Here is a 21,683-nt window from a genome sequence, read left to right as displayed (position 1 = left end):
CGGCACAGGCATCTCCAAGCTTTGCCGTACCAAACCGGGCTGGTTCCAACCCGGCTGGTGGTGATCGTGGAAGACCTGTCGAGTCGCTGACCCGCAGGCAGCGTGAGCCAGGAATCCCCTTGCTTCAGCTGGGGGAGGGTTCAAATCCATGCCCGTACCGCCTCCAGCGGTTTCAGGGCGCCGATGGACGCGTAGCTGTCGACGGCCAGCCCGGCCATGAGCCGGGCCTCGGCCCCCTCGCCCAGGCACCGGTGGGCCCGGGCCAGATCGAAGCAGACCTCGCCCCGCAGACAGGGGTCGTCCAGGTCCCGGAGCAGCCGCAGCACCTCGGCGCGCACCGGCTCGGCGCGGCCCTGCGCCGCCGCGCCCAGTACGGCGGCCGACAGGCACAGGATCCGGCCCCGGACGTCCATCTCCTCGCGCCGCGCGAGCAGTTCCGCGATCCTCTCGGCCGCCTCGTCCGCCCGGTCCCGGCGGGCGCACTCGCGGGCCGCCTGCACCCGCATGGTCAGCGCGACCGGTACGTAGCCCGCCCGCTCGAGAGCGTCCGCCGCGCGGCAGAAGCGCCGCTCGGCCTCCGCGTGCTCGCCGTCCAGGGAGGCGGCCAGCGCGGCCACCTGATCGACCAGGACCCGCCCCAAGGTCAGCCGGAGCTGTACGACCACGGACTCGGCCTCGGTCAGTGCCGAACGCGCACCGCTGCGGTCCCCGGTCAGCGCCAGGCAGCGCGCGCGGGCGGCCAGCGCGGGCAGCGCCAGGAACCGGTCGGCGGCGAACCGTTCCAGCAGCTCCGCGCACCCGGCGAGCTTCTGCGCCATTGGACTCGGCGACCACTGCCGGATCTCGCACAGGGCCACCAGCAGCCGGTCCTCCTCGTACGCGTCGGCGGCGTCCCGGGCGTGGGCGAGCGCGGCGCACGCCGCCTCCTCGGCCGCCCCGAACCGGCCGTGGTCCAGGTGGATCAGCATCCGCAGCTGCTCGAACCGGCACCGGGCCGACCGGTCGGGGTCCTCGCCGTCGAGCACGGCCCGCAGCCCCTCCACCTCCAGCGCCGAGACCTTGCCGAGGCGGGCGGCCAGCAGCAGCCGCTGCACCCTCACCAGGGCGGGCGCGGGCGCGGGCGCGGAGCCGGCGTGGGTGCCGGGCCCGGTGTCGCGCCACGTCCCCTCCTCCACCGCCTCCAGTGCGCCCCGGGTGTCCCCGGAGAGCATGCGGGCGTCGCTGAGCCGGACGGCCGCGACCGACCGGCACCGGTCCGGCCCGCCCCGCGCCAGTACGAGCGCCCGTTCGAGCAGTCCGATCGCCGTCGGCACGTCACGCTGGCGCAGTGCCACGGTGCCCTCGGCCAGCAGGGCCCCGGCCGCCTCCCGCGCCAGCTCGGGCAGCTGCGCGTCGTCGGGGCGCAGCCCGCCGAGGAGCCGGGTGGCGGCTTCGAGGTGGAAGCCCGGACTGAAACCGTGCTCGGCCAGCCGCCGGTGCCAGGTGACGCGCTGCTCCTTCTCCAGCCTGCCGTACGCCACTTCGTGCACCGGCTGCTGGACGAAGCGGTAGCCGCCCGGTTCCTCCGTGGCCCGGAACAGGTGCCGGCCCGCGAGCTCCCGGGCCGCCGCCTCCGGAGCCGGCTCGCCGAGGAGCGCGAGCTGCTCCACGGTGAACGAGGGGCCGATCACCGAAGCCGCGCCCAGCAGCCGGCGGCCCGGCGCGGGCAGCCGGTCGATCATCGCCCCCACCATGGCCGTGATGCTCGGCGGCACCTCGTCGACGGTCCGGCCGTTCCGCAGCCAGTCCATCATCAGCCGGATGTACAGCGGATTGCCCGCGCTGTACACGGCGACCCGGTCCACCTGCTCGGCCAGGTCGAGCCCGTGCAGTTCCACCTCGTCGCCGCTCCCGCGCCCGGCCAGCGAGAGCGCCAGCCGCGCGCTGTCGGCCGGGACCAGCGCCCCGACCTCGATCACGTCCGCCCCTTCCGGCCGCCCGGGATCCTCCCGCCCCGCCAGCTCCGGCCGGGACACGCAGACCATCAGGAGCGGAAGGTCGCGCAGCCCGTCCATCAGCTCCCCGATGAGCCCCAGGAGCGACTGCCCGGCCCAAGCGAGGTTGTCCCACACCACGACGAGCGGGTCGCCGGCCGCGGCCGTGAGCAGTTCGCGGGTCGCCCAGGACACCTCCTCCACGCCCGGGCCCGGGACAGCGCCGGCCCGCCGGGGCAGCGAGGCGTCGCGCAGGGCCGCGAGGACGCCGGCGATCCGCTCGTCCGCCCGCAGCAACTCCGCGCAGGACGGGGCCCGCCGGGTCAGCGCGTCCAGCATCTCGACGAGCGCCCCGTAGTTCCCGGCCGTTCCGTACGACTGGCAACTGCCGAACACGGCGACGGGCCTGGCCCCGGCGGCCACGAGGTCGTCCACGGTCTCCCGGACCAGGCGGGTCTTGCCGATGCCGGGTGGCCCGAGCACCGTCACCAGCTCCGCGCGCCCCTCCCGGGCCACCCGGTGGTAGATCCCGCGCAGCCGGTGGCGTTCGGCGCTGCGGTCCACCATGAGGGAGTGCTCGCCGGCGCCGTCCGCGGCCGCCTCACCGGTGACCACGAGCACCGGTACCGGTTCGGACTTGCCCTTCAGCGCCACCGGCGGCACCGGGACCATCGTGTAGTGCGGGCGGGCCAGGTGTGCCACGGTCTCGTTGACGATGATCTCCCCGGCGACGGCCAGGGACTGCAGGCGCGCGGCCAGGTTGACCACGTCGCCGACGACCCGGATGCCGGCCCGGGCCGAACGCGTCACCAGCGCCTCGCCGGCCGCGATCCCGCAATGGACCTCGACCGGAGCCGCGTCGGTGGCGGGGGTGCGCAGGTCGCGGACCTCGGCGCGGATCCGCGTGGCCGCGCGCAGCGCCCGCGGGGCGTCGTCCTCCTGGGAGGTGTCGGCTCCGAAGACCGCCATGACGGCGTCACCGATGAACTTCTCGACGACACCGCCGTGTTCCTCGACCGCGACCGAGCAGATCTCGTAGTACTCGTCGAGCAGCCCTTGCAGCGACTCCGGGTCCACGCGCTCGGCGAGCCGGGTCCACCCGACCAGGTCGAGGAAGAGGACGACCACCAGTCTCCGGCTCATGCGGGATCAGAGCAGCTTCAGGTCGTGCGCCCACACCTCGGCATCCGCACCGGAATCCGCCTCGACCAGCCGCAGCTGAACCGATACGACGACCGACGTCTCCTCCTCGGTCAGGCCCGCCAGCACCTCGCGCTGCGCGGTGCTCAACTGGTCGACCGGAAGCCCGGCCTCGCGCAGAGCGGTCAGAGGGTCGAACACGTTACCCACCCCTTTCACGGGGCCGCACGGCGGCGGCCAGACATCGATCGGCAGGAGCCGGTGGACGTAGCAGTAGGCCACCAGCTCCGCCCTGTTCCTGCAGTTGAACCGGTCGAGCAGGACACTGATCTCCTCGCCCACCGTGTGCCTGCTCAGGCGCAGCGCACGGGCCACGCGGTCGGTCGTATGACCCCGTGCCACCAGGGCCACGAGCACCAGGCCCCGGCTGGAGATCTCGGCACCCCGTAACGCCGTCACCGGCGCGAGTTCCTCACGACGCACTCCCCACGACGCACTCCCCACGACGCCTCCTCGCGGCGCACTCCTCACAGCGCACTCCTCACGACGTACTGCGTACGAACAGCTCACGGACCATGACGGCGGCCATGAACGAGACGCCGTGCCAGCGCGCCTTGCGTTCGAACCAGAGCCAGTCCCCGTCCGGGTTGGCCTCCAGGAACACCACGTCCCCGGTGTCGGACACGAGCAGGTCGAACGCCCCGTAGCGCAGGTTCCAGGCGGCGCACAGGGTGCGTACCGCCTCGGCCGCGGGGTGGGGGCAGTCGACGCGCGTCACGGTGACGCTGTCGGGATCCGTCATCGGGCTCGACGGATCGGGCTTGCTGACCTCGAAGGCGCAGATCCCGCCGTCGAGGTGGTAGACGCGCAGTTCACGCGTGTGCGGCACGTGCTCCTGGACCACGACCGGGCGCTCTCCCGCACCGCCCGGCACCGTCGGTCCGGGGTCCTGCTCCACCGCTTCCCGGCCGGCGACCCGGGGCAGGCAGGTCTTCCAGCCCAGCCGGTCCGGCTCGAACAGCCGGAAGTCCGGAGTCTTGACCACGAGGGTGGGCGCACCCACCGCGCGCGCCCCCGCCGGCACGTCGTTGGTGACGACCGTACGGGGCGTGCGCACGCCCAGCCGGCGTGCCTGGGCCAGCTGGCCCGGCCCGACGACCGTGCCGCCGGGCAGTGCGGCGTCCGCGGTGGCCGCCACCTGCCGCAGGAACCCGGACCAGGACTCCGCCCGCAGCGGAGTCATCGACCCGGCGGGCCTCGCCTGCGCTATCAGGGCGCAGGCCGAACCGTGCCGCACCCACACCACGGCCGGTCTGACCCGGCGCCCGGAGACGTCCAGCAGACCGGTGTCCACGTCCAGAGTCATCGAGGTCGACATCAGTTCGTCCTGCCGGATCAATATCGCCGGAGTTTCCAGAGGACCCGTCAAAGCATTCCGTACGACCTCCAATTCACGGCCGCCCGCGCAATTCACCAGAACCACAACGGATCGCCCGTCACGGTCTTCCGTCAGTGCTGAACGGCTCATCTGCGCATGCTAGCCAACGGTTCCCTACGGCAGGAGGCAGAACGGAGGCAGTTCCGCGGCAGCTTGGACAGCGGCCGCTTCCGTGCCGCCCCGCGGGCGTAACGTCCAGCCGCAGCAAGCCCGATCGGCCGTGCCGGACAAGTGCCGACCGGAGGAACACCCAGAGGACCACCGATCGAATTCTGGAGGGCGGACCGTGGCGAATGGTGTGGTGAACGCCGAGGAACTGACCAAGCGTTACCGCGGGAAAGAGACGCCGGCAGTCGACCGTATTTCATTCGACATCGCCAAAGGCGAGACCATCGGGCTGCTGGGACCCAACGGTGCCGGAAAGACCACCCTGATGAAGATGATCTGCGGCGTCACCCCTCCCACCACCGGGCGGATCCGGGTGTTCGGCGTGGACCCGGCCCGCGACCCGGTCGCCGCCAAGACCGGCATCGGCGCGATGCACCAGTCCGCCCCCTACGACGAGATGCTCTCGGCCCTGGACAACCTGCTGATCGCCACCCGCTTCAAGGGCCTGTCCTGGCGCACCACCCGCCCCTGGGCGATGGAGGTGGCCGAGTACCTCGGCCTGGGGGACCACCTGTCCCGGCTCGTCTTCCAGCTGTCCGGCGGACAGCGCCAGCGGCTGCAGCTCGTACGGGCGCTGCTGACCATCCCCGAACTGCTCATCCTCGACGAGCCCTCGGCCGGACTGGACGTGGCCGGCCGGCACCAGATCGAGCGGTTCGTCCGGTGGCTCCGAGAGGAGTACGGCATGACCGTGATCTGGACCAGCCACATCATCCAGGAGCTGGAACGCAACGCCCAGCGGGTCCTGGTCATCAACCAGGGCAAGGTGGTCCGCTTCGCCCAACCAAGCGAACTGGTGCGCGAGTTCGGTGGAGCGCACCTGCTGGTCAGCGTCGATGATGCGGTCGGCGCCAAGGTCGTCAAGGAGTGGGCGGCCGCGGCCGGACTGGCCGCCACGGTCCAGGACGCCGAGGTGCGCATCGACAACGCGCAGGTACGGGACGTACTGCCGCAACTGTCCCGGCACTGCCACGACTCCGGAGTCGCGATCTCCGGAATCTCCACCGTCACCGACTCGCTGGAGCAGGTCTTCCTGCGCATGACCGGGAACGAGGGCTGACACCGTGGCCGACCTGGGATTCAAGACCACCGCACCGGTCGCGTCGGGCAAGCCGGCCGACTTCACCGCCGTGTTCTACCGCGAGTACGCGCTCCTCGCCCGCAACAGGGTCAACCTCATCCTCGGCCTGACCCCCATGCTCGTGTACCTGCTCCTGGTGAACACCTCGCTGGGCAACGTCGTCGGGAACATCACCTACCGCGGCGAGACCCTCCCCTTCGCGGTCTTCCTCCTCCCCATGGTGCTCGCCATGTCGGTGGTCAGCGCCTCCGGGACGACGGGCATGGCGATGTTCCAGGAGGAGATGAGCGGGGTGTCCACCCAGCTCTGGAGCTGGCCGCTGCGCCGCTCGCGCTTCCTGGCGGGCAAACTGCTGGCCGGGGTCTCGCTCGTGCTGGCCCAGAGCCTGCTGGCCTTGGCCGTCGCCGCGGTCATCTTCGACTACCCGTTCCACGCCTCCCACTGGATCTGGCTGCTACTGGCGCTGGTGCTCTCGTCGGTGGCGTTCAACGGGCTGTACCTCGCCGCGGCCGTCCTCATCAGCGACTACCGCACCTTCATGGTGCTCACCAGCGTGTCGGTGCCCGTCCTCGTCTTCGCCGCGCCGTCGCTGTCCACCTCGCAGCAGCTCCCCACCGTGCTGCGGTGGATCTCGACGGTGAACCCGGTGTCGTACGCCGTCACCGGCATGCGCGACGCCGCGATCTTCGGCCTGGGCAAGGCCTGGCCCTCCCTGGTGGTGCTCGCCGTCGTCGCGATCGTCGCCAACTTCGTCGCCGGCCGGGCGCTGTTGCGGCGCACCCGGAACCTCTGACCCGCAGGAGCTCCCCACCGTGCAGACTGACGACACCGTGCAGACCGATGGCACCGTGCAGACCGGTGACACCGTGCAGACCGTTGACAGCGCGCGGGCCGACGGCGCGCCCCTGGCCTGGCTCGCCACGCCACAGGACCGCTCCGTGCACCGCCTCCCGGGTACGGACCGTGCCCAACCACCCAAGGCCACTTGGGAGATGGCGACCCGCGCCGCGGCCAAGGTGGGCGTCACCCGGGTCGCCGACATCACCCGGCTCGACTCCATCGGCATCCCGACCTTCCAAGCGATCCGGCCGCTGTCCAGGACGCTCGCCGTCTCCCAGGGCAAGGGGATGACCCCCGAACTGGCTCGGCTCTCGGCGGTGATGGAGTCGGTCGAGACCTGGCACGTCGAACAACCGGCCCTACCCGCCCTGTCCGCCTCCCCCCGCAAGCTCCGTACACAACTGGGCTACGACGTGGCCGCGTTGGCGCCCTCCGCGCCGAACCTGCTCCACGACGGGCTGCCATTGGACTGGGTCGCGGCCAGATCCCTGGTCGACGGAGCGCGCACCCTCGTTCCCGTGAGCGTCGTCCGGCTGACTCTGGAGGAGCACACCGACTGGAACCCGCCGGTGTTCTTCGAGTCGACGAACGGCCTGGCCAGCGGGAACACCCGGATCGAAGCCGCTCTGCACGCGCTCTGCGAGGTCATCGAGCGCGACGCGATGACGGCCGCGGTCACCGCGGGCGGGGAGATGGGCGTACGCGTCGACCCGCGCTCCCTCGGCTCGCCGGTGGCCGACGAGCTGTGCACGCTGATCGAACGGGCCGGCGTCACCCTGGAGGTCCGCCTCGTGCCCTCGCCCACCGGCCTGCCCTGCTTCCTCTCCTGGGTCGCCGACGACGAGTACCCGGCTCCGATGTTCGGCTTCGGCTGCCACCTCAGCCGGGAGATCGCCCTCACCCGAGCCGTCTCCGAGGCGGCCCAGGCCAGGCTCGCGTACATCTCGGGGGCCCGGGACGACCTCCGGGAGGACTTCGGGCACGTGGACGCCGACCGGCTGCGCAGCGCACGCTCGGGCCCGCCGGCCGCGGACATCAGGGGCCTCGTGGAGGATCCCGTCCCGCACGACAGTCTGGCCGGCGCCCTCGCCCACGTCGTGGGCCGGGCGGCCGCCGCCTTCTCCCATCCGCCCCTCCTCGTCGACCTGACGCGCGAGGAGATCGGGGTCCCGGTCGTCAAGGTCGTGGCTCCGGGGAGCCGCGTATGCCCGGAGGTGCTGTAGTGGACGGGTTCGGCGTGAGTGGGCCGGCCGCGAACGGGCCGGCCGCGAATGGGTCCGGCCTGAGCGGGGCCAGGGTGATCGTCTACGCGGGGCCGACCATCTCGGCCGCCGACGTCCGCGCGGTGCTCCCGGAGGCGGAGGTACGGCCGCCCGCGGGCCGGGGCGACCTCCTCGCGGACCAGTGGCACCCGGGAGACGTGGTCGTGGTCGTCGACGGGTACTTCCGGGAACGGCGCTCCGTGGGCCACAAGGAGATCCTCCAGGTCCTCACCGAGGGCGCGGAGGTGATCGGCGCCGCGAGCATGGGGGCGCTGCGGGCCGCGGAACTCGCCCCCTGCGGCATGCGGGGCCTCGGCACCGTCTTCACGATGTACGCCTCGGGCGAGATCGACGGGGACGACGAGGTGGGGGTCCTGCACGGCCCGGCCGAGATGGGGTACCCGCCCCAGACCGTGGCCCTGGTGAACCTGCGCTACGGCTGCAAGGAGGGTGCCGAGAGCGATCTGATCGCGCCCGACGCCGGGCGGCGGATCGTGGCGGCGGCCGCGGCGCTGCCCTTCACCCACCGAGGCTGGAAGGACATCGAAGGGGCGCTGGGCGAGGAGGACCACGACGCCCTGTGGACGCTGGAGGAGATGATCGCCTCGGGCGTCTGGGACCTCAAACGGCTCGACGCCATGGCGGCGCTGCGCGCGATCGCGGGCCGGGGCGCGGTGACCCCCGGTCCGGTCGCGCCCGAGGTGCCCTTCACCGGTATCAGCAGGACGCAGTCCCTGGTCCGCCGGACCCGGCGGGAGCACGCCCCCGGCCGGTGGATGTCGGACCTCGACGTACTGGACGCCGCCCGGCTGTTCGACGAGGGCTACCCGGCGCTGCACGAGGAGGTGCTGACCGGTCTGCTGGAGGAGCTCGCCGGCGCCAGGGGCATGACCCTCGCGACGTACGCGCGGGCCAAGCTCGGGCTCGACGGCCGGTCGCCGCTGCCGGACTCCCTCGCGCTCTGGTTCACGGAGCGGGAGCGGGGCGAGCTCCCCGCCGCCGAGCTGATCCGGCTCCTGATGGTGCGGGTGTGGCCGGTGTGGCAGTCGGTGGACTGGCGGCCGGCGGTCTTGGCGCGCCTGCGGGACTCCGAGCGCTGGGAGGAGTGGTGCGCCCTCGTGGTCAGGGCCGACGAGGTCGCGGAGGAGACCCGTCCCCGGCTCGTGGTCCCGCCGCCGCAGATGTGCGCGAAGCTCTTCCTGCGCCACTGGCAGGGACGCGGCACCTCGCCGGACGTCGAGCTGGCCCGCCGCGGGTTCACCGGCCCCGACGGGCTGGGCGCGGCCGTCCCGAGGTTCTTCGCCCTGGACGTCCTGCGGGGCCGGGAACGCCGCGCGGCCGCGGCCCGCTGACCGCGGGGCGGGCACGGGCAGCGAGGCGTCTAGAATGGGAACATGCGTACGAATGACGGGGAAGTGCGGCCTGATCCGAGCCCGGAACTGACCGGGGCGGAGTTGGCCCGCTGGTACTGGACGCTGGCCGAACTCAGCGCCCTGGCCCGGCGGATGGGCCTCCCGGCCGGAGGCGGGAAGGCGGCGGTCACGGCGCGGATCGCCGCCGCGCTGGACGGGCTTCCGTCCCCCTCCCCGTCTCCGACCTCGTCTCCGGCCTCGTCCCCACCCCCGGCCCGGTCCGGCGGCCGGTCCGTGGGTGGTGCGGGCCGGCAGCTGGCGGCTCCCGTGGACGGTGCCAGCGTGATCCCGCCGGGGCAGCGGTGCAGCCAGGTGCTGCGGGCGTACTTCGTCCGGGAGATCGGGCCCGGCTTCCACTTCGACGCCTTCATGCGGGATTACGTCGCCCAGGGCGCGGGACACACCCTCGCCGAGGCGGTCGCCCACTGGCACGCCACCCGGGCGCGGGCGGCCGAACCCCGGGAGATCGGAGCCCAGTTCGAGCTGAACCGCTTCCTCCGCGAGTGGCACGCCCGCCATCCCGAGGGCGCCCGCGCGCAGGCCCTGGCCGCCTGGCGGGTGCACCGCTCCCGACCGCGGGATGCCGCCGTCACCCCCGGGCAGGAGTGAGGTCCGGCTCCGCGGGCTCCGGCAGGCGCCGGGCCGGGGCCGGCCGACACCCCCGTGACGGCGGTCGCGCACCAATGGGGCCGGTCCTCGGCGAGCGCGTTCATCGACGTGTTCCGCCGGGCCTTCGGCCACGCCCCGGGGGCGCACGCCAAGGCGGGCTGACCGGTTCGTCTGGCCGTCCGCTCCGCACCGGGTCAGCATGGAGGGAGGGAACCGGTTCGGGGCCGGGCGATCGGGAGGAACCCATGGCGCACACCCCGACGACCGACGTACTCATCGCGGGCGCCGGTCCGGTCGGCCTCAGCGCGGCAGCGGAACTGCGCCGCCACGGCGTGAGCTGCCGCCTCGTCGACCGGCTGCCGGCCCGCCTCCCGTACGCGAAGGCGGTCGGCATCCAGCCGCGCACGCTGGAGATCTGGGACCGGATGGGCCTGGCCCGCACCGTCATGGAGAGCGCCGTCCCCCTGCGCGGTCAGCTGATCTACGTCAACGGCGCGGAGCAGGCCCGGATCGAGCTCATGCTGCCCCCCGAAGTCCCGTACCGCTTCGCCGCGTTGCCCCAGTACGAGACGGAGCGGATCCTCGAAGAGCACCTGGCGGGGCTGGGCACCGTCATCGAACGCGGCACCGAACTGCTGTCGTTCAGCCAGGACGGGGCCGGCGCGGGGGACGGGGCCGGGGCCGGCTCCGCAGGTGGCGTCATCAGCCTCCTGCGCACCGCGTCCGGCGGCGAGGAGGAGCTGCGCACCCGCTACCTCATCGGCTGCGACGGAGCGCACAGCACCGTGCGCAAGGCGCTGGGACTCTCCTACGAGGGCGGGGCCTTCGCCGAGGAGTACATGCTGGCCGACGTGGTGAGCGACTGGGACCTGCCCGACGGGTACGGCCTGCGGTCCATGCACCAGGGCGCCGACGGGTCCACCGACGACCTGCTGGTGTGCATCCCGCTGCCGGGCCGGGGCCGCTACCGGATGTCGATGCTGGTCCCGCCCGAACTCTCCGCGCAGCCGCCCGGCGGACCGGGGAGCGGATCGGCCGGCGGCCCCGGAGCGGGTGACGGCGTACTGCACGGGCTGGAGGGGGGCCGGGTCCCCGAGCTCTCCCACATCCAGGCCGTCGTCGACCGTCTCGCGCCGGCCCCGGCCACGGTGTCCGGCATGCGCTGGTCCTCCGTGTTCCGCATCAGCCACCGCATCGTCGACCGGTACGGCGACGGGCGCGTCTTCGTCGCGGGCGACGCGGCCCACATCCACCCGCCGACCGGCGCCCAGGGCATGAACACCGGGATCCAGGACGCCTGCAACCTGGCCTGGAAGCTCGCGCTCGTCCTGCGGGAATCCGCCGGGCCCGCCCTGCTCACGAGCTACGACGCCGAGCGCCGCCCGGTCGGCGAGGAGGTCGTCGGCCGGACCGTGCGGCACGCGACCCAGGGCATGGGCAACGAACCGGACGATCCGCGGACCGTGTTGCTCCGCGAGGCCCAACTGCTCGTCGGCTACGCGGACGGACCGCTCGCCGGTCCTCCGTTCGGCCCCGCCGACGCCCCGAAGCCCGGCGAACGGGCCCCGGACTGCGGCGGTTTGACCCTGCCCCTCGCCGCCTATCCCTCGAGGCTGCTCGACGTCCTGCGCGGCCGGCCCGGCCACGCGCTGCTCCTGTACGGGGCCGACGGCGCGGCCCTGGCCGAGGCCGCCGAGCAGGCCCGGGCGGCGGGGCCGGCGTTGGCGGAGGGCGGCGCGGGTGACGAAGACGTGCGCAGGGTGGCCGTCCTCGCCCGCGAGGCCGCCCCCGAAGCGGCCGTCGGCCTCCCCGCCTGCGTCCCCGGCTACCGGGACGCCGCAGGGGAGTTCGCCCGGCTCTACGGCGCCGACGGCCCGACCGGATTCCTCGTACGCCCGGACGGCTACCTCGGCGCCCGTTTCCCGCTGTCCGCCACGACGGCGGCCCTGTCCGGCTACCTCGCCTCACTGTCCGCGCCGCCGCCTGGTCCTGCCCCGGCCTAGGGCCTGTCGTCACACTCCCGCCGTAGCCCGAAGGGCGGCCGGGCGTCTCGCGGCAGGCGGGAGTGTGACGACAGGCCCTAGGCGCGGGCGTACCGCAGCAGCACCACCCCGCTGCCGAACGTGCGGGTTCCCTCCAGTCGCAGGGGGACCAGGCCGTCGGAGGGCGGGAAGAGGTGGTGGCCGCGGCCGATGCGTACGGGGTGCACGTAGATCCGGTACTCGTCCACCAGGCCGTGGCGCAGGAACGTGGCGGCGAGGTCCGCCCCGCTCAGGGTCAGATCACCGCCCGGGGCGGCCTTGAGGGCCGCGACCTCCTCGGGTACGACCTCCCGCAGCACGGTGGCCTTCGGGTCGGCCTGCTCGGCGGCCAGGGTGCGGGAGTACACGTACTTCCGCGCGGAGCGCCAGATGCCGGCGAAGTCCGTCTCCACCGCGGACGCGGCCGGATCGGCGCCGGCGGTGGGCCAGTAGGCGGCCATCTGTTCGTAGGTGACCCGGCCCATCAGCATGCCGCCGACCGACCGGACTTCGTCGTTCATGTGCTGGTGCAGCTCTTCGTCGACGAGGCCCCAGTCGAGCTGCCGCTCCGGGCCCTCGTAGTAGCCGTCGAGGGAGACCTGCGACATCAGGATGATCTTTCCCATGACGAATCAGACTACGCGCCGTCCATACTGGGCGGCGTGAAGAGCGAAGCCGACACCGTAGACATGGCCGACACCGCGGACACCGCCGGCACCGTCCTGTGCGCCGTCGAGGGCCGTACCGGGGTGATCACCCTCAACCGTCCCAGGGCCCTCAACGCCCTCACCCACCCCATGGTGCTCCGCATCGCCGGGGCCCTGGCCGGCTGGGAGCGGGATCCGGGCGTGGATCAGGTGCTCATCCGCGGTGCGGGCGAGCGGGGATTGTGCGCCGGCGGGGACATCCGGGCCATCCACGACGACGCCAAGGCCGGGACGCGGGCCTCCGCGGCCTTCTGGCGCGACGAGTACCGGCTCAACGCGCACATCGCCCGCTATCCCAAGCCCTACGTGGCACTGATGGACGGCATCGTGATGGGCGGCGGAGTCGGCGTGTCCGCCCACGGCGGCGTCCGCGTGGTCACCGAGCGCTCCCGCGTCGCCATGCCCGAAACCGGCATCGGCTTCGTCCCGGACGTCGGCGGCACCCACCTGCTGGCCCGAGCCCCCGGCCTGCTCGGCACCCATCTCGCCCTGACCGGCTCCGCGGTGGGCGCCGCCGACGCACTGCTGTGCGGGCTCGCCGACCACTTCGTACCGGCCGACCGGCTGCCGGCGCTGACCGCGGAACTCGCCGGTGCCCCGGCCCGGGAGGTGGCGGAGCGGTACGCCGCCGAGCCCGCGCGGGGCGGGCTGGCCGAGGCGCGGGGCTGGATCGACCACTGCTACGCCGCCGCCACCGTGGAGGAGATCGTGGACCGGCTGCTCGGATACGGGGACCCGGCGGCGAAGGAGGCCGCCGAGACCATCCTCGCGAAGTCCCCGACCGCCCTGAAGGTGACCCTGGAGTCCGTACGCCGGGCCGCCGCGCTCGGCGCACTGGAGCCGGTGCTGGAACAGGAGTTCCGGGTCTCCTGCCATGCGCTGACCTCGCCCGACCTGGTGGAGGGCATCCGGGCGCAGGTGGTCGACAAGGACCGCAGCCCGCGCTGGTCCCCGGCCACCCTCGGCGAGGTCACCGAGCAGGCCGTGGCCCGCTTCTTCGCCCCGCTCGCCGAGCCCGACCCGCTCTCCGCGCCCGCCGAGCCCGACCCGCTCGCCGCGCCCGCCGGGGGCGGCCCGCGGATCGCCGAGTGGAGCCCCGAGGGGTGAACCCGTAGGCGGCGGCGCGCGGGCGCCCGCTCAGGACTGCCGCGCCCGGTACGGATCGCGGAGCAGGGCGATCTCGGCCCCCGTCCGCACGGCGCCGCACCGACCGGCAGTCCGGAGCGTGTTCCTGTCCTAGGCGGTGGTGGCCTCGGTGGCCGGCTCGGGCGAGGTTTCCACCCAGTCGACCAGTTCGATGATCACACCGTTGGGGTCGGCCACCAGGAACACCCGCTCGCCCCAGGGCTCCACGCGCGGCTCCATGACGATCGGGACGCCCTCGGAGCGCAGGCGCTCGTACTCGGCGGGCAGGTCGGCCACGGTGAAGGCGAGCAGTACTCCGGCGGCGTGCTGCTCGCGGAGATCCTCGGGGAGCACCTCGAGGCCGCGCCGTACGAAGACCACGTTCGGGCCGTCGGGGTGCGAGAGGGAGACGAACCCGTCGACCGCCATCGTTTCCTTGAATCCGAAATGCCTGGTCAGGAAGGCGGATGAGGTGGTGGCATCCTCGACGGTGAGGCAGATGGCGGTGGCGGTGATCCGCATGGGGTCCTCCTGGTGTCGTGGCTCGGAGTTTCATTATACATAGTATTCTATACGGCGTAGAAGATTAAATGAGCGGCTGCCGGAAAGGCGGCGGAAAGGGGTCGGGAGTGGCAACGGACCGGAGCGGCGCGGGCGACCCCGTCCGCACGCTGGAGCTGCTGTGGCGCGAGCCGGGGCAGGGGGCGCCCAGCGGGCGGCGCGGGCCCCGGCAGGGGCTGACCGTCGACGCCGTCGTCGACGCCGCGATCGCATTGGCCGACGAAGCGGCGAGCGAGGGGCGGTCGGGGCTGGCCGCGCTGACGATGCGGGCGCTGGCCCAGCGGCTGGGGGTCACCCCCATGACCCTCTACACCTATGTCCCCGGCAAGGCGGAGCTGCTCGACCTGATGCTGGACACCGTCTACCTGGCCATGGAGTGCGGCGCACCGGCCCCGGACGGGTCCTGGCGGGAGAAGGTGACCCGCGTCGCCGAGGAGAACCGCGCCCTGTTCCTGCGCCACCCGTGGATCGGCGAGCTGCCCGTCACCCGCCCCCCGCTGGGGCCCGGGGTGATCGGCAAGTACGAGCACGAGCTCGCGGCCTTCGACGGCATCGGCCTCACCGACGTGGAGATGGACGCCGCCCTGACCCACCTCCTCGGCTTCGTCCACGCGCAGGCCCTGGCCGCCGCCGACACCGCCGCTCACAACGCCCGTCAGAGCGACCAGGAGTGGTGGGAGCTCAGCGCCCCCTTGCTGGAGCGGGCCATGGACCCGGAGCGCTACCCCCGCGCCGTACGGGTCGGCGGCGCGGTCGGCGGGTACAGCCCCGAGACCGTGTGGGACTTCGGGCTGCGCTGCGTCCTCGACGGGATCGCCCGGCTGCTGGAGCGGGCCGGCCGGGCCTGATCCGGGAGGGCCGGGCTCGGTCCGGGATGACCGGGCCCGCCGCCGCCTGATCCGGGAGGACCGGGCCCGCCGCCTGATCCGGAAGGCGCCGCCTACCGGTAGCCGGCGGTGTCCGCCGGGAGGTCCGGGTCCTGCACCTCGACCATGTACCGCCAGGCGTCCGGCCGGCTGCCGTCCACGTCGGTGAAGCCGTAGACCCGGGCCAGCTGCCCGCTGGAGAGCGACTGCCCGTTCCAGCGGGACAGTTGCGGGTCGCCGGCCAGGGCGGCGACCGCGCGGCCGACGTAGAACGGGGTCTCCGAGATGGCGAAGTGCGGGACCGTCTTCAGCGCGTCACGCCAATTCGCTTCGGTGACACCGAAGTTGTCCAGCATCATCTCCGACCGGAGCCAGCCCGGGGTCAGGGCCACCGCCGTCGCCCCGCGCGGGCCCACCTCGTGTCCGAGCGCGAACGCCATGCGCAGCACAGCGGACTTGGCGATGTCGTAGAAGAAGGAGACCCGGTAGCGGCTCGCGTTGTACTCCGCCGTGCCGTCCGTCATCTCCACCACCAGTCCGCCCGGCTCGCGCAGCAGCAGGGGCAGTGCGTAGTGGCTGGTCACCGCGTGGGTCTCCACGGCCAGCCGCAGCAGCCGCAGCCCGTTGTCCAGATCGTGTTCCCAGACGGTGCTCTCCCACTCGAAGAGCCGCTCGCCGCCCCAGATGTCGTTCACCAGCACGTCGAGCCGGCCCTGCTCCGAGTCGATCCGCCCGACGAGGGCCTCCACTTGTCCGGGTACCAGGTGGTCCGCCACCACCGCGATCCCGCGTCCGCCGGCCGCCGTGACCAGCTCGGCCGTTTCCTCGATCGTCTCGGGCCGGTCGTACTCCGAGCGCCGGCCCCGGGTGCTGCGCCCGCTCACGTACACCGTCGCTCCCCGGGCCCCCAACTCGACCGCGATGCCCCGGCCCGCGCCGCGGGTCGCCCCGGCCACCAGGGCCACCTTGCCTTCGAGAGTCCGCTCTGCCTCCGTCATGACCGCGACCCTACGGCGCCCGGGTGCGGCGGCGGCGGTGCGGCGCGCCTGCGGATACCCGAGTCGGAGCGGGCCCGGCCTTGAACAACCGGCCCCCGAGGACGCACTGTTGGCCGAGGTCCGTTCGTATTGTCAGGAGACAGGCTTGTCCACCGACCCCGCGCAGACATCATCCGAGCCGACGGCCCGGTCCGAGCCGACGCCCACGTCCGAGCCCCCGTCCGCGCCCACGCCCCCGTACGTCATCGACCCCGCCGGCGGCTGCCCGCACGCCCTCAACGCCCGGCTGCGCGCCCGGGGCGCCGTGGCCGAGGTGGTGCTTCCCGGTGGCGTTCCCGGCGCGGTCGTCCTCGGTCACGAGGCGCTGAAGGAGTTCCTCGCCCACCCCGATGTGGCCAAGGAAGCCCGGCACTTCCCCGCCCTGCACGACGGCACCATCCCACCGGACTGGCCGCTGCGCGTCTTCGCCAACGCCCAGGGCATGCACACCGCCGACGACGCCGACCACCGCCGGCTGCGCTCCCTGGTGGGCAACGCCTTCACCGCCCGCCAGGTGGAGCGGCTGCGCCCCCGCATCGAGGAGCTGACCGCCCGGCTGCTCGGCGACCTGGAGCGGGCGGCGCAGGCCTCCCCGGACGGGGTGGCGGACCTGCGCACGCACGTCGCGCTCCCGCTCCCGATGAGCGTGATCTGCGAGCTCCTCGGCGTGAACCCCGAACACCGGGGGAGGCTGCACGAGCTCTCCAACACCGTCATCGTCGCCACCGACAAGACCCCGGCCGAGGTCATGGCGGCCGTGCGCGAGCTCGTCGAGCTGATCGGTGCCATCGCCGCCAGCCGGCGGGCCGATCCGGGCGAGGACCTGACCAGCGCGCTGATCGCCGCCCGGGACGACGACGGCGACCGGCTCAGCGAGGCCGAACTCACCGGCACCATGCGGCTGATGCTGGTCGCGGGCCACGAGACCACGCTGAACCTGATCAGCAACGCCGTACGCGCCCTGTGTACCCACCGCGACCAGTTCGCGCTGGTCCTGGAGGGGAAGGCCACCTGGTCGGACGTGGTCGACGAGACGCTGCGCTTCGACGCCCCGGTCAGCTGGTTCCCGTTCCGCTACCCGACCCGCGATCTGACCATCGACGGGACCGTGATCCCGCAGGGCACCCCGGTCCTCGCCGGCTACACGGCGGCCGGCCGCGACGAGGCCTTCCACGGCCCGGACGCCGACCGCTTCGACCTGACCCGGCCCACCGCGGCCCGCAGCCTCTCCTTCGGACACGGCGCCCACTACTGCGTCGGAGCCCCGCTCGCCCGGCTGGAGGCCACCATCGCCCTTGAGGCCCTCTTCGCCCGCTTCCCGGACCTGGACCTGGCCGTGCCCGAAGCCGAACTCCCGCACCAGCGCAGCTTCATAGGCAACGGTGTGGAAGCACTGCCGGTCCGCCTACGGGGCCTCGGCCGGCGGTGAGATCTCCGTGCTCAGCCACCCCAGTGCGTCGGGGTACATCGCGATCCAGGTCTGGAAGTTGTGTCCGCCCTGAGGGCGGACCAGCGTCTTGACCCGGACCCCGGAGTCCTGGGCCGCCTTCGTGAAGTCGGCCAGCTGCTGCGGCGGGCTGTCCTTGTCCTGGGCGGACGTGGCCAGGAACAGTCCGATGTCGGTGTTCTTGTCGCGCTTCGCCTGCTCGATCAGCCACATCGGGCTGTTGCGCTCGCGCAGCACCGGATCGGACAGCACCTCCGGGTCGCCGGTCAGCGGATCCGGGTCCAGGGCCGCGCCCGCCCGGAACGTCTTCGGGTACTGGAGCGGCAGTTTGGCCGCGCAGAAGGCCCCGGTGGAGATGCCCATCAGCCCCCACCCCCGGGGCTCGGGGAGCGTGCGGAAGTTCTTGGCGATCAGGTCCGGCACGTCCTCGGCGAGCCAGCTCGCCACCTTCCGCTCCGGGGTGTCCGTGCAGTCGGTGTTGACCCCGCCCGGATACAGGTCGGGGATCACCAGGATGAAGGGGTGGGCCGCGCCGAGCTGGACGAGCTGCTCCAGCGCGCCGGGCATGTCGCCGATGTCGAGCCAGGAGCGGGGCGAGCCCGGGTAGCCGTGCAGCAGCATCAGCACGGGGAACCGGGTCTTCTCCGCGCCCGGTGCGTCGTACTCCGGGGGAGTCCACACGATCACCTGGCCGGCGAGCTTCGAGTGGGAGCCGCGGAAGTACGTCGTGCGGGTGCCGTCGCCGCCGAGGGTGAACTTGGCGCGGCCCAGCGGCGGCCCGGTCATGGCGGAGTCGTTCTGCCCGGCCTTGGTGCCCAGCAGGTCGTCCCACGAGGAGTAGAGGCCGTAGCTTCCGTTGATCCAGGTGGCCACCACGCAGATGGCGGTGAGCTGGCACAGGCCGATCATCAGCAGCCGGGCCGGCCAGCGCACCCAGCCGGGGCCGGGGATCCGGTTCCACAGGAGCAGCGCGGCGAGCATTGCCAGTGCGGTGACGACGATCAGCGTGACGAGGAACGACGTACTGGTCAGCTCCACTGCGCCGGCTCCTGACGTGCGACGGAATGATGGAGAATTCCGGACATTACGCCAAATCTGCGATGCGCACCGCCCGGGGGAGGGGGCGGTGCGCATCGTGTCGGATCCGTGCCGGCGCCGGGCCCGGCCGAGTCCGACCGATGCCGAGCGGGCCCGTCATGAAGATCAGGTCAAGCCGGCCGGCGCCGGCTACCGAGTCGAAGGTGTGCGCGAAGGGGCCCTTCGCCCCGTGTAGCGGGAACCCTTCGGTGGGTGAGCCCCCGTTGATGACGGGCGGTCGTGCCGGGGGCGGTGATCTTGTGGGGAGGGGTGAGCAGGGTGGCCGTGACGTGCACCTTCGTCCGTTGCCAGGATCTTGTGAATGCATTCACAATCTGTGATCTCCATCCGGCGTGAACGGACGGCGAAGATCCCGGACCAAGGGGCCGTGAGACCTCGCAGGTCGGGACCTTGGCCCTGGGGTAGATTCACCGCCTGTTCACCTGCGCGGTTCCGAGGCTTTCGGGCGGGCTGGTGTCGTATGAGGCATGATCGACGGGGATATGCGCAATACGCGGAAAACGATGAAAACGACGAAAACGACGAGTCGCCGGATTCGCGCCGGAGTGCGGGCCGGGATCTCGCCGGTGACTCCGGCGCGCGCGGGCTACCAGGTGAAGCTGCTGGTCGACCCGGGCCGGGTGCTCGACGCCGACGGCCTGCCCACGGCAGCCGCGACCGCCGCGCTGTCCCTCGGCGCGCCCGGCCGCTTCGAGGTCGCCCAGTACGTGGACGACGCCGGGCGCAGCCTGAACGGCCAGGGCTGGATCGTCCGCATCCGGCGCCACGACGACGAGAACCGGATCCGCCTCGCCTACAAGGCCCGCTTCGACATCGACGGCGACGGTACGGACCCGGCCGAGGTCCGGCGCGTGATGGACCGGGCCTCCGGGCACAACTTCTGCGCGGGCGACGGCAATTACTCCGTCCAGGTCAACCTCAGCCACACCCGCGCCACCCTCGACTTCACCAACAAGAAGTGCCGTCCGGTCCCGGGCCTGGAGCCCGGCGAACTCCCGGGACTCGACGCCTCCCGCGCCCTCGTCCTGGACCGCCTCCCCGGAAAGCTCGCCAAGTGGGGTGCGAAACCTGCCGGTTGGGCGGAGTCGGTCACCGCTTCATCCCGACTCCACGGGCCGGTAAGGCAGGCCAACTATCCTGGGCGGATGCTCGATCACGCGATGGAGACGCAAGTCAGCCGGCTGCGGACCGCCTCCGGCGAGCTGGCCTGGTTCGCCGAGATCACCGCCAAGGGGCGCACCCTGCGCGACGCGGTCGAGCTGCGCTCCGACCTGATGGGCAAGCTCCGCGCCGAGGGCTGGCTGCTGGAGCGGGACGCCTTCAAGACCGACCTCATCCTCGGCCGGTGAACACCTCCGCGAACACCTCCGCGCCCGGGCCGATACGCGTGGCCCACCTGGCCGACCTGCACATAGGCTCCGCCCTGCGCGGGCTGGCGGAATACCCCGGGGCGCCCGCGATAGACGGGCGCGAAGCCCCGTACGAGGCCCTGCGCGCGGTCGTGCGGCGCATCGTGGAGGGCGGCTACGACGCGGTGCTCATCGCCGGGGACGTCTTCGACCGCCGCCACTGCGACGCCCGGGCGCTGGCCGCCTGCCAGGACGCGCTCGGCGCCTTCCACGAGGCGGGCCTGCCCACGGTGGCGGTCTCGGGCAACCACGACGCCGAGACCCCGCTGCCGCACAAACTGAACCTCCCGCCCTCGGTGCGCTGGCTCGGCGCCGACGCCCCCGAGTCGGTGACCTGGCCCGACCTCGGCATCACCGTCCACGGCCAGTCCGTGGCCGGGCCCGACGAGCGCCGCGACCTCGCGGCCGGCTTCCCGCGCGCGATATCCGGCGCCGTCAACATAGGGCTGCTCCACACCAGCCTGCACGGTGCCTGGAGCCGCCGGATCTGCGCACCGGCCGACCCGCGGACGCTGGCCCGCGCCGGCTACGACTACTGGGCGCTCGGACACGTCCACCACCGGCTGGTCCCCGGCGCCGGCGCCTTCGCCGCCTACCCGGGCAACACGCACGCCCGCGGGCCCGCGGAGGCCGGCGGCCGCGGTTTCACCGAGCTGCTGATCGAAGGCCCCGGAGCGCCGCGGATCCTCCCCGTGGACACTGCCCCGGTGCGGTACGAGACGCTCCACCTCCCGTACCCGGAGACCGCCGAAGCCGACCTGAAGGACCGCTTCGCGGCCGTCCCGGAGCCGTCCGGCGGCGGCGCCGTCGTCTGGACCCTCAGCTCCGCCACCGCCCCCGGCCTCCTCCACGAGGCCCGCGCCCTGGCGGGCCCGGCAGCCATGGTCTGCCCGGCCGGGGGTTTGCCCACCGCCTGCTGAACGACTAGACGAGTCATTCCGAATGCTGACGGTGTGTCCGGGAACGCAGACAGGGCGTCCAAGATCGTTGTGTGACGAACAACCTGGACGCCCTGCTGACAGCACTTTACGTGAAGATCGACGACGAGATCGGGGGGACCCGATGGTTGGGGAGGCCGCCGCGGCTGACGGATGCCGAGCTGGTCACTCTCGCCGTCGCGCAGGCGATGCTGGGCTTCACCTCGGAGTCGCGGTGGCTGCGGTTCGTGGACTCACGGCTGGGTGCGATGTTCCCGTACGTGCCAAAGCAGCCGGGCTGGAACAAGCGGCTGAGGGCCGCGTTGCCGCTGGTCAAGAAGGCGATACGGCTGCTGGCCGTCGACACGGACTTCTGGTTCGACAGCCACTGGATCGTCGACTCCACGCCGGTGGAGTGCGGTCGCTCGCGTCCGACGCTGAAGCGGTCGGACATGGCCGGCTGGGCCGGATACGGGCACTGCGCCAGCCACAGCCGGTTCTTCTGGGGGCTGCGCCTGTTCCTGGTGTGCACCCCGGCCGGGATGCCGATCCTGTGGGCCCTGGCAAGCCCG

Annotated in this window: 18 protein-coding genes and 2 pseudogenes; 13 read left to right on the top strand and 7 right to left on the bottom strand. The window is 72.8% G+C overall.

What is annotated here, in order from left to right; all coding sequences use genetic code 11:
• Positions 1–140: 140 nt before the first annotated feature.
• The 3 genes from ACIQV3_RS25245 to ACIQV3_RS25235 are packed head-to-tail and all read right to left on the bottom strand — an operon-like array spanning position 141 to position 4,491.
• The gene (locus tag ACIQV3_RS25245; RefSeq protein WP_403715382.1) at positions 141–3,116 is read right to left on the bottom strand and encodes an AAA family ATPase; all 2,976 of its coding nucleotides are present in this window, start codon (positions 3,114–3,116) and stop codon (positions 141–143) included.
• Between the two features lie 6 nt (positions 3,117–3,122).
• Positions 3,123–3,596, bottom strand: coding sequence for an aroma-sacti cluster domain-containing protein (locus ACIQV3_RS25240; protein ID WP_403715380.1), 474 nt, complete (start codon positions 3,594–3,596; stop codon positions 3,123–3,125).
• A gap of 58 nt (positions 3,597–3,654) precedes the next feature.
• The gene (locus tag ACIQV3_RS25235; RefSeq protein ID WP_403715378.1) at positions 3,655–4,491 is read right to left on the bottom strand and encodes a hypothetical protein; all 837 of its coding nucleotides are present in this window, start codon (positions 4,489–4,491) and stop codon (positions 3,655–3,657) included.
• Positions 4,492–4,837: 346 nt separating this feature from the next.
• Between ACIQV3_RS25235 and ACIQV3_RS25230 the strand changes: the two genes are divergently transcribed.
• The 7 genes and pseudogenes from ACIQV3_RS25230 to ACIQV3_RS25200 all read left to right on the top strand — a co-directional run bounded on the left by ACIQV3_RS25230 (position 4,838) and on the right by ACIQV3_RS25200 (position 11,926).
• The gene (locus ACIQV3_RS25230; protein WP_403715376.1) at positions 4,838–5,779 is read left to right on the top strand and encodes an ABC transporter ATP-binding protein; all 942 of its coding nucleotides are present in this window, start codon (positions 4,838–4,840) and stop codon (positions 5,777–5,779) included.
• A 4-nt stretch (positions 5,780–5,783) separates the two neighbouring features.
• A complete protein-coding gene (locus tag ACIQV3_RS25225; protein WP_250741952.1) occupies positions 5,784–6,593 on the top strand; it encodes an ABC transporter permease in 810 nt (269 codons plus the stop codon).
• A gap of 19 nt (positions 6,594–6,612) precedes the next feature.
• A complete protein-coding gene (locus tag ACIQV3_RS25220; RefSeq protein ID WP_403715373.1) occupies positions 6,613–7,863 on the top strand; it encodes a YcaO-like family protein in 1,251 nt (416 codons plus the stop codon).
• Positions 7,864–7,937: 74 nt separating this feature from the next.
• A complete protein-coding gene (locus ACIQV3_RS25215) occupies positions 7,938–9,254 on the top strand; it encodes a TfuA-like protein (RefSeq protein WP_403715371.1) in 1,317 nt (438 codons plus the stop codon).
• Positions 9,255–9,296: 42 nt separating this feature from the next.
• On the top strand, positions 9,297–9,923 hold the full coding sequence (locus tag ACIQV3_RS25210; protein ID WP_403715369.1) for a DUF6434 domain-containing protein: 627 nt from the start codon (positions 9,297–9,299) through the stop codon (positions 9,921–9,923).
• A 45-nt stretch (positions 9,924–9,968) separates the two neighbouring features.
• Positions 9,969–10,085 (top strand): annotated as a pseudogene (locus ACIQV3_RS25205) (AraC family transcriptional regulator); the annotation flags it as partial.
• An 83-nt stretch (positions 10,086–10,168) separates the two neighbouring features.
• A complete protein-coding gene (locus ACIQV3_RS25200) occupies positions 10,169–11,926 on the top strand; it encodes an FAD-dependent monooxygenase (RefSeq protein ID WP_403715366.1) in 1,758 nt (585 codons plus the stop codon).
• A gap of 77 nt (positions 11,927–12,003) precedes the next feature.
• Here the strand turns inward: ACIQV3_RS25200 and ACIQV3_RS25195 are convergent, their stop codons facing one another.
• Positions 12,004–12,570, bottom strand: coding sequence for a dihydrofolate reductase family protein (locus ACIQV3_RS25195; RefSeq protein ID WP_403715364.1), 567 nt, complete (start codon positions 12,568–12,570; stop codon positions 12,004–12,006).
• A 63-nt stretch (positions 12,571–12,633) separates the two neighbouring features.
• On the opposite strand from ACIQV3_RS25195, the gene ACIQV3_RS25190 reads away from it, so the two are divergent.
• A complete protein-coding gene (locus ACIQV3_RS25190; protein WP_403715740.1) occupies positions 12,634–13,758 on the top strand; it encodes an enoyl-CoA hydratase/isomerase family protein in 1,125 nt (374 codons plus the stop codon).
• Positions 13,759–13,887: 129 nt separating this feature from the next.
• On the opposite strand, the gene ACIQV3_RS25185 is transcribed toward ACIQV3_RS25190, so the two are convergent.
• Positions 13,888–14,298, bottom strand: a complete 411-nt coding sequence (locus ACIQV3_RS25185; protein WP_403715362.1) for a VOC family protein — start codon at positions 14,296–14,298, stop codon at positions 13,888–13,890.
• A 107-nt stretch (positions 14,299–14,405) separates the two neighbouring features.
• On the opposite strand from ACIQV3_RS25185, the gene ACIQV3_RS25180 reads away from it, so the two are divergent.
• Complete coding sequence (locus tag ACIQV3_RS25180) at positions 14,406–15,185, top strand: TetR/AcrR family transcriptional regulator (RefSeq protein ID WP_403715360.1); 780 nt, start codon at positions 14,406–14,408, stop codon at positions 15,183–15,185.
• A gap of 92 nt (positions 15,186–15,277) precedes the next feature.
• On the opposite strand, the gene ACIQV3_RS25175 is transcribed toward ACIQV3_RS25180, so the two are convergent.
• Positions 15,278–16,201 (bottom strand): SDR family oxidoreductase, encoded by a 924-nt coding sequence (locus ACIQV3_RS25175; RefSeq protein WP_403715358.1) that lies wholly within the window; start codon positions 16,199–16,201, stop codon positions 15,278–15,280.
• Between the two features lie 244 nt (positions 16,202–16,445).
• Here ACIQV3_RS25175 and ACIQV3_RS25170 point away from each other — a divergent pair, with 244 nt between their 5' ends.
• On the top strand, positions 16,446–17,669 hold the full coding sequence (locus tag ACIQV3_RS25170) for a cytochrome P450 (RefSeq protein WP_403715738.1): 1,224 nt from the start codon (positions 16,446–16,448) through the stop codon (positions 17,667–17,669).
• On the opposite strand, the gene ACIQV3_RS25165 is transcribed toward ACIQV3_RS25170, so the two are convergent.
• Positions 17,646–18,725 (bottom strand): alpha/beta hydrolase, encoded by a 1,080-nt coding sequence (locus ACIQV3_RS25165; RefSeq protein ID WP_403715356.1) that lies wholly within the window; start codon positions 18,723–18,725, stop codon positions 17,646–17,648. The two genes, ACIQV3_RS25170 and ACIQV3_RS25165, sit on opposite strands and share 24 nt — an antisense overlap.
• Before the next feature lie 563 nt (positions 18,726–19,288).
• Between ACIQV3_RS25165 and ACIQV3_RS25160 the strand changes: the two genes are divergently transcribed.
• The 3 genes and pseudogenes from ACIQV3_RS25160 to ACIQV3_RS25150 form a co-directional block, all read left to right on the top strand.
• Positions 19,289–20,134 (top strand): hypothetical protein, encoded by an 846-nt coding sequence (locus tag ACIQV3_RS25160; RefSeq protein ID WP_403715354.1) that lies wholly within the window; start codon positions 19,289–19,291, stop codon positions 20,132–20,134.
• Positions 20,131–21,114 (top strand): exonuclease SbcCD subunit D, encoded by a 984-nt coding sequence (locus tag ACIQV3_RS25155; RefSeq protein ID WP_403715352.1) that lies wholly within the window; start codon positions 20,131–20,133, stop codon positions 21,112–21,114. The genes ACIQV3_RS25160 and ACIQV3_RS25155 overlap by 4 nt, the downstream gene beginning before the upstream one ends.
• A 71-nt stretch (positions 21,115–21,185) precedes the next feature.
• Positions 21,186–21,683, top strand: a pseudogene (locus ACIQV3_RS25150) (IS982 family transposase); the annotation flags it as partial.

Origin of the sequence: Streptomyces sp. NPDC099050, assembly GCF_044759865.1 — a bacterium.
In the GTDB taxonomy this organism is placed as follows: domain Bacteria; phylum Actinomycetota; class Actinomycetes; order Streptomycetales; family Streptomycetaceae; genus Streptomyces.
Note: the sequence above shows the minus strand (reverse complement) of the source record. Positions and strands in the feature narration are given on the sequence as shown.

Coding starts and splice junctions, on each gene's coding strand:
- ACIQV3_RS25245 (WP_403715382.1), bottom strand. CDS start 3,116: ATGAGCCGGAGACTGGTGGTCGTCCTCTTCCTCGACCTGGTCGGGTGG.
- ACIQV3_RS25235 (WP_403715378.1), bottom strand. CDS start 4,491: ATGTCGACCTCGATGACTCTGGACGTGGACACCGGTCTGCTGGACGTC.
- ACIQV3_RS25210 (WP_403715369.1), top strand. CDS start 9,297: ATGCGTACGAATGACGGGGAAGTGCGGCCTGATCCGAGCCCGGAACTG.
- ACIQV3_RS25200 (WP_403715366.1), top strand. CDS start 10,169: ATGGCGCACACCCCGACGACCGACGTACTCATCGCGGGCGCCGGTCCG.
- ACIQV3_RS25195 (WP_403715364.1), bottom strand. CDS start 12,570: ATGGGAAAGATCATCCTGATGTCGCAGGTCTCCCTCGACGGCTACTAC.
- ACIQV3_RS25190 (WP_403715740.1), top strand. CDS start 12,634: ATGGCCGACACCGCGGACACCGCCGGCACCGTCCTGTGCGCCGTCGAG.
- ACIQV3_RS25185 (WP_403715362.1), bottom strand. CDS start 14,298: ATGCGGATCACCGCCACCGCCATCTGCCTCACCGTCGAGGATGCCACC.
- ACIQV3_RS25175 (WP_403715358.1), bottom strand. CDS start 16,201: ATGACGGAGGCAGAGCGGACTCTCGAAGGCAAGGTGGCCCTGGTGGCC.
- ACIQV3_RS25160 (WP_403715354.1), top strand. CDS start 19,289: ATGAAAACGACGAAAACGACGAGTCGCCGGATTCGCGCCGGAGTGCGG.